This window comes from Lachnoclostridium sp. An169, assembly GCF_002160525.1.
In the GTDB taxonomy this organism is placed as follows: Bacteria; Bacillota; Clostridia; order Lachnospirales; family Lachnospiraceae; genus Mediterraneibacter; species Mediterraneibacter cottocaccae.
In genome coordinates this window covers 166,861-177,615 of record NZ_NFKT01000005.1, presented here as the reverse complement: position 1 = coordinate 177,615, position 10,755 = coordinate 166,861, and the positions used below count along the sequence as shown (strand labels likewise).

The following is a 10,755-nucleotide window of genomic DNA, read 5'->3' as shown; positions in this document are numbered from 1 at the left end:
AAATCCAAACAAGGGGATTTTTGCGCCCTGAAATAAGCGATATCAAAAGGAAGAGGCAATCCTGGAGAGAATTCAGGCTTTGAAAAAGCACGAATTCTCTGGGATTGCCCCTTCCTCTCATATCAAGGGTTAAAAATCGGTATTAACCGACATCCCCTTTTGTAAGTGCGCCAAAAACATTGTCGAAAATATTTTCCATATTCCGATTGACAAATCCTCTCAGTGTGATATACTTTGAAAGTCAAAGTATTTAAGGATCAAAGTATTTTATATTCAAAATAATTATTTCAGATGCGGAGAAAAACACTATGGTAGGAAAGATTTGCGGGACGGGCTCTTATGCTCCGCCGCACATAATGGACAACAACGATCTGGCAAAGATTGTTGATACAAGTGATGAGTGGATCCGGGAGCGGACGGGAATCGTCCGGCGTCATGTGATTCAGGAGGAGACAACATCCTATATGGCCGGGCAGGCGGCCATGCGGGCGATAGAGCAGAGCGGGACGGATCCGGAAGAGATTGATCTGATCCTTGCGGCAACATCTTCCTCGGAAACAGTGTTTCCCTGCATGGCATGTGAAGTGCAGAAGATGATCGGGGCAAAGCGGGCGGCAGGATTTGATATCAACGCCGCATGCACCGGGTTTGTGCTTGCGTACAACACGGCCCAGGCCTACATCAGCGCCGGGATTTACAGAACAGTCCTGGTGATCGGGGCGGAGAGCATGAGCAATATGGTGGACTGGACAGACCGGAGCACCTGCATCCTGTTCGGTGACGGCGCCGGAGCGGTTCTTCTGAAGGCGGAAGAGGGAACACCATGCCGGATGGCGGCATATTCCGACGGAAAGAAGGGGGAAGCGCTCACAGCGCTCAGCAGACACCGGAAGGGTTGGGAAGAGCTGACCGGGGAAGAGAAGAAAAGTGATAAAGAGTCTTACATCCAGATGGACGGCCAGGCGGTATTTAAATTTGCCGTGAGAAAGGTGCCGGAGATTGTGGAAGAACTTCTGGGGCAGGAGAACCTTGGCGTGGAAGATGTGGACTGGTTCATTCTTCACCAGGCAAACCGCAGAATTGTGGAAGCGGCTGCAAAACGGCTGAAAGCAGACATTGCGAAATTCCCGATGAATCTGGACGAGTACGGCAACACTTCCGGAGCCAGTATCCCGATTCTTCTGGATGAGATGAACCGGAAAGGGATGTTCGAAAGAGGACAGAAAATTGTCCTCGCAGGATTCGGGGCAGGACTCACCTGGGCGGCGTGCCTGACAGAATGGTAATCCCCGGCAGAGCCGGATTACATATACATTTATTTAAAATTTTTCAGAAAAGAAAGGAAAAGAAACCATGTTAGAGAAGATCAAAGAAATCGTAGCAGACTCATTAAATGTTGATGCGGCAACGCTTACAGAGGAGACATCTTTTAAAGATGACCTTGGTGCAGATTCCCTGGATCTGTTTGAAATGGTAATGGCATTTGAGGAAGAGTTTGAAGTGGAGATTCCGTCTGAGGATCTGGAGCAGATCGCGACGATCGGTGATGTTGTAAAATATCTGGAAGCACATAAGTAAGAAAGACGATTAAAGACGATTCATTTTTTAGAAAGAAAGGTTGTTAGTATGAAAACAAAAGTAACCGAACTACTGGGAATTGAGTATCCGATCATTCAGGGAGGAATGGCTTGGGTTGCTGAGTATCATCTTGCAGCCGCCGTATCCGAAGCCGGCGGCCTGGGGCTCATCGGCGCAGCGAGCGCGCCGGCTGACTGGGTACGTGACCAGATCAGAGAAGCAAAGAAGCTGACGGACAAACCGTTTGGCGTGAATATCATGCTCATGAGTCCCTATGCGGACGATGTGGCAAAAGTGATTGTGGAGGAAGGCGTGAAAGTCGTGACGACCGGTGCCGGATCTCCGGAAAAATATATGAAGATGTGGAAGGAAGCCGGAGTAAAGGTGATCCCGGTCATCGCATCCGTGGCACTTGCAAAGCGCATGGAGAGATGCGGCGCGGACGCACTGGTGGCTGAGGGAACAGAGGCCGGCGGACATATTGGAGAGAACACGACCATGGTGCTTGTGCCCCAGGTTGTGGATGCAGTGAATATCCCGGTGATCGCTGCGGGCGGTATCGCGGACGGAAGAGGAATCGCGGCGGCATTTATGCTTGGCGCGCAGGGAGTACAGATGGGAACTCACTTTGTGGTTACGAATGAGTCTCAGGTTCATGAAAATTACAAGGATATGATCATCAAGGCAAGGGACATCGATTCCAGAGTGACCGGACGTTCCACGGGACATCCGGTAAGAGCCTTAAGAAACCAGATGACCAAGGAATACCTGAAGAAAGAGCAGGAGGGCGCTTCTTTCGAGGAGCTTGAGCTCCTGACGCTCGGAGGATTGAGAAGAGCGGTTGTTGACGGTGATGTGAAGACCGGAAGCGTGATGGCAGGTCAGATCGCCGGAATGGTGAAAGAAAAGATGTCATGTCACGATCTGATCCAGAAGCTGGTGAAAGAGACGGACGACCTGATCGGAGGGAAAGGGTTCTATGAGTAAGATCGCATTTATGTTCCCGGGACAGGGAGCACAGAAAGCCGGAATGGGCAAAGATTTTTATGAACAGAGTGAAACAGCAAGGAAAGTCATCGATAAGGCGACGGAACTGCTGGATATAGATATGAAAGCGTTATGCTTTGAGGAAAATGACAGGCTGGATCAGACCGAGTACACACAGGCGGCGCTTGTGACGGTCTGCCTGGCGATGGAACATGTGTTGAGAGAGCGGGGGCTGAAACCGGACGTTACAGCGGGCTTAAGCCTGGGCGAGTACTGCGCTATCGTCTCCGCAGGAGGCATGAAGGATGAGGACGCCATCACCACAGTGAGAAAGCGCGGGATCCTGATGCAGAATGCAGTGCCGGGAGGCAGAGGAACCATGGCGGCGGTGCTGGGCATGACCGGAGATGCCATCGAGAAAGTGATTGACGGAATGGACGGTGTGACGATTGCAAACTACAACTGCCCGGGACAGATCGTGATCACCGGATGGAAGGAGAGTGTGGAGAAGGCATCAGAAGCGCTCAAAGAAGCAGGGGCGAAGAGAGTTCTCCCTCTGAATGTAAGCGGTCCGTTCCATTCTCCCATGCTGGAAGAGGCGGGAAGAGAGCTGGGACAGGTTCTTGCAGGCGTGGAACTTTCCGAGCTGGACGTTCCCTATGTGACGAATGTGACGGCAGAGTATGTGAGAGATATCAGCGAGACGAAGGCTCTCCTGGCGAAACAGGTGGCGTCCTCCGTGCGTTGGGAGCAGAGCGTGGAGAACATGATTGCAGACGGCGTGGATACTTTTGTGGAGATCGGACCGGGAAAGACACTGGCAGGTTTCATGCGCAAGATCAGCCGGGATGTGAAGGTGTATAACGTCGGAACATGGGAAGATGTAGATAAGGTGGTAAACGAATTATGTTAAATGGAAAAGTTGCCGTAGTGACAGGAGCTTCCAGGGGAATCGGACGTGCAGTTGCATTAAAGCTTGCTTCTGAGGGAGCCACGGTCGTTGTCAATTATAACGGTTCAAAGGAGCGCGCGGAAGAAGTAAAGAGCGAGATTGAGGCAGCAGGAGGAAAGGCTGAGATCCGTCAGTGCAATGTGTCGGATTTCCATGCCTGCGAGGAGATGTTCAAAGAGATTATCTCTACCTTCGGAAGTGTGGATATCCTGGTAAATAACGCGGGAATCACAAGGGACGGACTGCTGATGAAGATGTCCGAGGAAGATTACGATGCGGTTCTCGACACAAACCTGAAAGGGACGTTCAACTGTATCCGTTTCGTGGCGCGCCAGATGATTAAGCAGAGAGGCGGACGCATCGTCAATATGGCGTCGGTCTCCGGCGTGCTCGGCAATGCAGGACAGGCGAATTATTCGGCATCCAAAGCGGGCGTGATCGGACTGACAAAGTCTGCGGCGAGAGAGCTGGCAAGCCGCGGAATCACGGTAAATGCAGTGGCTCCCGGATTTATCAACACGGAGATGACAGCCGTGCTTTCAGATAAAGTGAAAGAAGGCGCTGTAGCGCAGATCCCTCTCGGAAAATTCGGAGAGGTGGAAGATATCGCAAATGCAGTGGCATTCCTGGCATCGGATGAGGCTCGTTACATCACCGGACAGGTGCTGAATGTAGACGGCGGAATGGCAATGTAAGACCAGAGGGTCGGAAAGGTTGGAGTTATGAAGAGAAGAGTTGTAGTGACCGGGCTTGGAGCTGTGACGCCCATCGGAAATACGGTGGAGGAGTTCTGGAGCGGGATAAAGGAAGGTAAGGTCGGAATCGGACCGATTACGAAGTTTGACGCATCTGATTTCAAAGTTCAGATTGCGGCTGAGGTAAAGGGATTCGTCGCGAAAGAGCGCATGGATTTCAAGGCGGCGAAGAGAATGGAACTTTTTTCGCAGTATGCGGTTGCTGCAGCGAAAGAGGCATTTGACGACGCGGGGATTGATATGACGAAAGAAAATCCGTACCGCTGCGGCGTTATTGTGGGATCCGGAATCGGAAGCCTGCAGTGTGTGGAGACGAACTATGAGAAGATCCTCACAAAGGGACCAAGCCGTGTGAATCCTCTGATGGTTCCGCTGATGATCTCCAACATGGCGGCAGGTAATATTTCCATTCAGCTCGGACTGAAAGGAAAATGTACCAATGTTGTTACTGCATGCGCATCCGGTACAAACTGTATCGGTGATGCACTGCGCGCCATCCAGTATGGTGACGCGGATGTGATGGTGGCAGGAGGAACAGAGGCTTCTGTATGTGCTACGGGAATCGCAGGATTTACCGGACTTACGGCACTGTCCACCACAAACGATCCGCTGCATGCATCCCGTCCGTTTGACAAAGACAGAGACGGATTCGTCCTGGGCGAGGGCGCGGGAGTTGTAGTCCTGGAGGAACTGGAGCACGCCAGAGCGCGCGGCGCAGAAATCTATGCCGAGCTTGTGGGATACGGTGCGACAGGCGATGCTTACCACATCACTTCTCCGGAAGAGAGCGGAGAGGGTGCAGGTATGGCGATGAAGCTTGCTATGGAGGAAGCCGGGGTTACACCGGACCAGATCGACTATATCAATGCCCACGGAACGAGCACACACCACAACGACCTCTTTGAGACAAGGGCGATCAAATTTGCTCTCGGGGATGCGGCGAAAGACGTGGTGGTTAACTCCACAAAGTCCATGATCGGACATCTGCTCGGGGCAGCAGGCGGCGTTGAATTCGTTGTCTGTGTCAAGAGTATTCTGGATGGATTCATCCACCAGACGGTGGGAACTGAGAATGTGGACCCGGAGTGTGACCTGAATTATGCGGTGGGCGCGCCGGTTGAGAAGGAAGTAAACTACGTGCTGACCAACTCTCTCGGATTCGGGGGACACAATGCGACACTGCTGTTGAAGAAATACGAAGGGTAGGGTGCATTTGAGATGAAGGTAGAACAGGTATTACAGCTGATCGAAGCTGTGTCGGCGTCAGAGCTGACTGAATTCAAATATGAGGAGGACGGCGTAAAGCTGTCCCTGAAAAAGACATGCGACAGGATCGTTCCGGTTCAGGCGGCTGTTGCTCCGGCGGTTATGGCTGCCCCGGCAGCTGTTGCTGCCCAGGCGGTTCCGGTCAATGCGGGAATCCCGGCAAATGCGGCAGGCGCGGCAGTTCCGGCAGGCAACGGAAATGGCACGGTTCCGGGCACAACTGCAGGGGAGGCGGAAAACGCTTCGGACGCAGGTGAGATTGCCGGAAACGTGGTAAAATCTCCGCTCGTGGGAACTTTCTATGCGGCTCCGTCCGAGGATGCAGAGCCTTTTGTGAAGGTGGGAGACAGCGTGAAGGAAGGACAGGTTCTGGCAATCGTTGAGGCCATGAAGCTGATGAATGAGATTGAGAGTGATTTTACCGGAACGGTAAAAGAGATCCTTGTGGAAAACGGCGAGGCAGTAGAGTACGGACAGCCGCTTTTCGTGATCGGCTGATTAAGAAAGGTGCATGATTATGAACAGTTTAAACGTAGAGCAGATTCAGGAAATTATACCCCACAGACATCCGTTTCTCCTGATCGATAAGATCGAGGATTATGAGCCGGGACAGTATGCCGTGGGATATAAGGCAGTGACATACAGAGAGGACTTTTTCCGCGGACATTTTCCCCAGAAGGCAGTGATGCCGGGGGTTCTTATCCTTGAGGCTCTGGCGCAGACCGGAGCGGTGGCGATCTTAAGCGTGCCGGAAAACAAAGGGAAGATCGCGTTTTTCGGCGGCGTACAGAAATGCCGTTTCAAGGGAATGGTATTCCCGGGAGACACCCTGAAGCTTGAGACAAAGATCATCAAGAGCAAAGGTCCGGTGGGCGTCGGACAGGCGACAGCTTATGTGGACGGAAAGGTAGTAGTTACAGCAGAACTGACATTTATGGTAGGGGAGTAAGGACAGAGATGATTGAAAAGGTATTAATCGCAAACCGGGGAGAGATCGCGGTCCGCATTATTCGGGCATGCCGTGAGATGGGCATCGAGACGGTGGCGGTCTACTCGGAGGCGGACCGGGAGGCACTGCATACGCAGCTTGCCGACGAGGCCATCTGTATCGGGCCGGCGCCTTCTTCCGAGAGCTATCTGAATATGCAGAACATTATCAGCGCGACTCTGGTATCCGGGGCGGACGCCATCCATCCGGGATTCGGTTTCCTCTCGGAAAACAGCCGTTTCGCCGAGCTTTGTGAGCAGTGCAATATTACATTTATCGGACCGGATTCCGAAGTGATCCGGAAGCTGGGCAACAAGTCCGAGGCAAGAAATACCATGATGGCGGCAGGCGTTCCGGTTATTCCGGGAAGTAAAGATCCCATCTACGATGCCGAGGAGGGCGCGAAGGTCGCTGCGGAGATCGGATATCCCGTTATTGTCAAGGCTGCTCTTGGCGGCGGCGGCAAGGGTATGAGAGTGGCGGAGACGCCGGAGGAGTTCGAGAACAGTTTCCAGACAGCCCAGAAGGAAGCCCAGATGGCATTCGGGGACAATACCATGTACATTGAGCATTTCGTACAGCATCCCCGCCACATCGAGTTCCAGATCCTTGCAGACAAACACGGCAACGTGATCCATCTGGGAGAGCGGGACTGCTCCATCCAGAGAAACCACCAGAAGATGATCGAGGAATCCCCGTCCATCGCACTGACTCCCGAACTTCGGGCAAAGATGGGAGAGGCGGCGGTAAAGGCGGCGAAGGCAGCCCATTATACAAATGCGGGAACCATCGAGTTCCTTCTGGAGAAAAACGGCAGCTTCTATTTTATGGAGATGAACACCAGGATCCAGGTGGAACATCCGGTCACCGAGTGGGTGACGGGCATCGATCTGGTCAAGGAGCAGATCCGGATTGCCGACGGGAGAAAACTCAGTTACCGCCAGGAGGACGTGCATATCACAGGGCATGCCATCGAGTGCAGGATCAATGCGGAGAATCCGGCGAAGAACTTCCGGCCATCACCGGGAACCATCACGGATATGTATCTTCCGGGAGGCAAGGGCGTGCGGATTGATTCCGCGATCTACAGCGGATATACGGTTCCGCCCTACTATGACTCCATGCTTGCCAAGCTGATCGTCCATGCAAAGAACCGGGACGAGGCGATCCGCAAGATGAGGAGTGCCCTGGGCGAGGTAATCATTGAGGGAATTGACACAAATGTGGATTATCAGTATGAGATCCTGAATCATCCGGATTTTGTGTCGGGAAATATCGACATTGAATTTATCAATTCTCTGTGAGAGTGACAGCGGTATTCTTTACATCGGGAGGTAATCTCAAATGAAACTACAGAACATGTTTAAAAAAACAAGCAAAAGGGCGCATTATATTTCGCTGACAGGCAGCCGTCCGGAAGTGCCGGAAGGACTCCTGAGAAAGTGTAATAAATGCGGCGCTGCGATCATCGCCGAGGATGTGAAGAACGGATACTATATCTGTCCCAAGTGCCACGGCTATTTCCGGGTCCATGCGTACCGCAGGATTGAGATGCTTGCAGATGAAGGTTCCTTCGAAGAGTGGGACAAAGAGATGGATTTCGTCAATCCTCTGGACTTCAAGGGGTACGAGGAGAAAGTGCGCGTCTTAAAGGAGCGGACGAACTTAAACGAGGCGGTAGTCACGGGAAAGATCATGATAGACGGAAATCCGGCTGTCATCGGCGTCTGCGACGGCAGATTCATGATGGCGAGCATGGGCTGGATCGTCGGCGAGAAGATTACCCGGGCGGTGGAGCGCGCCACGCAGGAGAAGCTTCCGGTGATTATCTTTACCTGTTCCGGAGGAGCAAGGATGCAGGAGGGAATTGTCTCCCTGATGCAGATGGCGAAGACTTCCGCAGCCTTAAAACGTCACAGTGACGCCGGCGGACTCTATATCTCCGTACTCACGGATCCCACGACAGGCGGGGTGACGGCAAGTTTTGCCATGCTGGGAGATATTATTCTGGCGGAGCCGAAAGCATTGATCGGTTTTGCGGGGCCCAGGGTGATCGAGCAGACCATCGGGCAGAAGCTGCCGAAAGGATTTCAGCGTTCCGAGTTCCTTCTTGACCACGGTTTCGTGGACCGCATTGTGGAGCGCGAGGAGATGAAAGATGTTTTGGCACAGATCCTCTCCATGCACCGGGAAAGCGGCCGGAAGGCTCAGGATGTATGGTCGGAGCACGGCGCTTCCAATACAGCAGAACAGGGGCAGGATGAAAACGTCGATAACAGCAGAAATACGGCAGAGAGACAGAGCAAAACCCTAAGCGCCTGGGAGAGAGTCCAGCTTTCCAGGAAGAAAGACCGCCCGGTGGGAACCGATTATATTGACGCTTTGTTTACGGATTTTATGGAGTTCCACGGGGACCGTTATTTCAAGGATGACCATGCGATTGTCGGAGGAATTGCCCGCTTCCATGGAATGCCTGTCACGGTGATCGCACAGGCCAAAGGAAAGACTACGAAAGAAAATCTGGACCGCAATTTCTCCATGCCTTCCCCGGACGGCTACAGGAAAGCCCTGCGGCTGATGAAACAGGCGGAAAAATTCAGCCGTCCGGTGATCTGTTTTGTAGACACACCGGGAGCATTCTGCGGGCTGGAAGCAGAAGAGAGAGGACAGGGCGAGGCGATAGCCAGAAATCTGTACGAGCTCTCCGGGCTGAAAGTTCCGGTTCTTTCCGTTGTGATCGGAGAGGGCGGAAGCGGCGGCGCCCTGGCGATGGCTGTGGCGGACGAAGTCTGGATGCTGGAGAACGCCATCTATTCCGTGCTTTCCCCGGAAGGATTCGCAAGTATCCTCTGGAAGGACAGCAAGCGGGCAGACGAGGCGGCAGAGGTGATGAAACTGACGGCAGCCGATCTGAAACATCTTGGAATTGTGGAACAGGTGATTCCGGAACCGGCAGAGTTCACGGGAGAGACCATGGCGCCGGTCTGTACGGAACTGGATGGGCGGATCGCGGACTTCCTGGACCGGTATACAAAGCTTGACCGGAAAGAACTGACAGACAGGAGATATGACAGATTCCGGCGGATGTAATTTGAAAAGAAATTTCCGCAGAGGCAGAGGATGAGTATGAAAAATCTGAAAATCGGTGATAAAATCACCAGAATCCCCCTGATTCAGGGAGGAATGGGCGTGGGAATCAGCCTGGGAAGACTGGCGGGAACGGTGGCGAAAGAAGGCGGCGTCGGGGTTATCTCCAGCGCACAGATCGGCTACCGGGAGCCGGACTTTGACAGAAACCCGGCAGAGGCGAACCTGAGGGCCATTGAGAGTGAGATGAAGAAAGCGAGGGAGATAGCTCCGGACGGTATCATCGGCTTTAATGTGATGACTGCACTTAAGGAACATGCGGCACATATCCGTGCGGCGGTGAAGGCGGGAGCGGACATTATCATTTCCGGGGCAGGACTTCCTACAGAGCTTCCCGCGCTTACAGAAGGAAGCAGCACCCGGATTGCGCCTATCGTCTCCACAGACAAGTCCGCCAATGTGATCCTGAAATACTGGGACAGAAAATATAAGCGGACGGCAGATCTGGTCGTGATCGAAGGACCGGAGGCCGGAGGGCATCTGGGGTTTAAAAAAGAGGAACTGGAACAGTATACGCCCCAGTCCTACGGGGAAGAGATCAGAAAGATCATTGCTACAGTGAAAAAATACGGAGAGAAGTACGGAGTGGAAATCCCCGTTGTGGTGGCGGGCGGCATCTATGACCACAGCGATGTAAAGCGCGTCATGGATCTGGGCGCAGACGGCGTCCAGGTGGCGACCCGCTTTGTGACCACAGAAGAGTGCGATGCAGATATCCGTTACAAGGAAGCCTATATCCGCGCTTCAAAAGAGGATATCCGGATTGTCAAAAGCCCGGTGGGAATGCCGGGAAGAGCGATCATGAATCCGTTTATGAAAAAGGTGATGGACGGCGGGAAAATCAGTCATTCACCCTGTCACGGATGTCTGACAAAATGTTCTCCCGCGGAGATCCCCTATTGTATTACGGACGGACTGATCAGCGCAGTAAAAGGAGACGTGGACAACGCCCTTTTGTTCTGCGGGGCGAAGGCGTACAAAGCGGATAAGATCGAGACGGTAAGTGCGGTAATTCAGGCGCTGTTTGCCTGAAAGATGCCCGTTTTCTCCGGGATTATTCCGCACAGGGCAGATGACGCGGA

11 protein-coding genes are annotated in these 10,755 nt (G+C 53.0%); all 11 read left to right on the top strand.

Going from position 1 to position 10,755, the window contains the following annotated elements:
• Positions 1-308: 308 nt before the first annotated feature.
• The 11 genes from B5F07_RS05990 to B5F07_RS05940 all read left to right on the top strand — a co-directional run bounded on the left by B5F07_RS05990 (position 309) and on the right by B5F07_RS05940 (position 10,705).
• The gene (locus B5F07_RS05990) at positions 309-1,286 is read left to right on the top strand and encodes a beta-ketoacyl-ACP synthase III (RefSeq protein ID WP_087160352.1); all 978 of its coding nucleotides are present in this window, start codon (positions 309-311) and stop codon (positions 1,284-1,286) included.
• 67 nt (positions 1,287-1,353) lie between these two features.
• Complete coding sequence (locus tag B5F07_RS05985; protein ID WP_087160351.1) at positions 1,354-1,578, top strand: acyl carrier protein; 225 nt, start codon at positions 1,354-1,356, stop codon at positions 1,576-1,578.
• A gap of 48 nt (positions 1,579-1,626) precedes the next feature.
• Positions 1,627-2,565, top strand: a complete 939-nt coding sequence (gene fabK / locus B5F07_RS05980) for an enoyl-[acyl-carrier-protein] reductase FabK (protein ID WP_087160350.1) — start codon at positions 1,627-1,629, stop codon at positions 2,563-2,565.
• Positions 2,558-3,478, top strand: coding sequence for an ACP S-malonyltransferase (gene fabD, locus B5F07_RS05975; protein ID WP_087160349.1), 921 nt, complete (start codon positions 2,558-2,560; stop codon positions 3,476-3,478). Before fabK ends, fabD begins: the two co-directional genes overlap by 8 nt.
• On the top strand, positions 3,472-4,212 hold the full coding sequence (fabG, locus tag B5F07_RS05970; RefSeq protein WP_087160348.1) for a 3-oxoacyl-[acyl-carrier-protein] reductase: 741 nt from the start codon (positions 3,472-3,474) through the stop codon (positions 4,210-4,212). Before fabD ends, fabG begins: the two co-directional genes overlap by 7 nt.
• Before the next feature lie 27 nt (positions 4,213-4,239).
• Entirely contained in the window at positions 4,240-5,478 is a 1,239-nt protein-coding gene (gene fabF / locus B5F07_RS05965) for a beta-ketoacyl-ACP synthase II (protein WP_087160347.1), read from the top strand.
• Between the two features lie 12 nt (positions 5,479-5,490).
• On the top strand, positions 5,491-6,036 hold the full coding sequence (accB, locus tag B5F07_RS05960; protein WP_087160346.1) for an acetyl-CoA carboxylase biotin carboxyl carrier protein: 546 nt from the start codon (positions 5,491-5,493) through the stop codon (positions 6,034-6,036).
• Between the two features lie 19 nt (positions 6,037-6,055).
• A complete protein-coding gene (fabZ, locus tag B5F07_RS05955) occupies positions 6,056-6,487 on the top strand; it encodes a 3-hydroxyacyl-ACP dehydratase FabZ (protein ID WP_087160374.1) in 432 nt (143 codons plus the stop codon).
• 8 nt (positions 6,488-6,495) lie between these two features.
• Complete coding sequence (locus B5F07_RS05950) at positions 6,496-7,830, top strand: acetyl-CoA carboxylase biotin carboxylase subunit (RefSeq protein WP_087160345.1); 1,335 nt, start codon at positions 6,496-6,498, stop codon at positions 7,828-7,830.
• 40 nt (positions 7,831-7,870) lie between these two features.
• The gene (locus tag B5F07_RS05945; RefSeq protein ID WP_087160344.1) at positions 7,871-9,616 is read left to right on the top strand and encodes an acetyl-CoA carboxylase carboxyltransferase subunit alpha; all 1,746 of its coding nucleotides are present in this window, start codon (positions 7,871-7,873) and stop codon (positions 9,614-9,616) included.
• Positions 9,617-9,652: 36 nt separating this feature from the next.
• A complete protein-coding gene (locus tag B5F07_RS05940) occupies positions 9,653-10,705 on the top strand; it encodes an NAD(P)H-dependent flavin oxidoreductase (RefSeq protein WP_087160373.1) in 1,053 nt (350 codons plus the stop codon).
• The last annotated feature ends 50 nt before the right edge of the window (positions 10,706-10,755 follow it).

What these genes read in the sequence shown, in the direction of transcription:
- B5F07_RS05990 (WP_087160352.1), top strand. Translation starts at nt 309, where the DNA reads ATGGTAGGAAAGATTTGCGGGACGGGCTCTTATGCTCCGCCGCACATA.
- B5F07_RS05985 (WP_087160351.1), top strand. Translation starts at nt 1,354, where the DNA reads ATGTTAGAGAAGATCAAAGAAATCGTAGCAGACTCATTAAATGTTGAT.
- fabK (WP_087160350.1), top strand. Translation starts at nt 1,627, where the DNA reads ATGAAAACAAAAGTAACCGAACTACTGGGAATTGAGTATCCGATCATT.
- fabD (WP_087160349.1), top strand. Translation starts at nt 2,558, where the DNA reads ATGAGTAAGATCGCATTTATGTTCCCGGGACAGGGAGCACAGAAAGCC.
- fabG (WP_087160348.1), top strand. Translation starts at nt 3,472, where the DNA reads ATGTTAAATGGAAAAGTTGCCGTAGTGACAGGAGCTTCCAGGGGAATC.
- fabF (WP_087160347.1), top strand. Translation starts at nt 4,240, where the DNA reads ATGAAGAGAAGAGTTGTAGTGACCGGGCTTGGAGCTGTGACGCCCATC.
- accB (WP_087160346.1), top strand. Translation starts at nt 5,491, where the DNA reads ATGAAGGTAGAACAGGTATTACAGCTGATCGAAGCTGTGTCGGCGTCA.
- fabZ (WP_087160374.1), top strand. Translation starts at nt 6,056, where the DNA reads ATGAACAGTTTAAACGTAGAGCAGATTCAGGAAATTATACCCCACAGA.
- B5F07_RS05950 (WP_087160345.1), top strand. Translation starts at nt 6,496, where the DNA reads ATGATTGAAAAGGTATTAATCGCAAACCGGGGAGAGATCGCGGTCCGC.
- B5F07_RS05945 (WP_087160344.1), top strand. Translation starts at nt 7,871, where the DNA reads ATGAAACTACAGAACATGTTTAAAAAAACAAGCAAAAGGGCGCATTAT.
- B5F07_RS05940 (WP_087160373.1), top strand. Translation starts at nt 9,653, where the DNA reads ATGAAAAATCTGAAAATCGGTGATAAAATCACCAGAATCCCCCTGATT.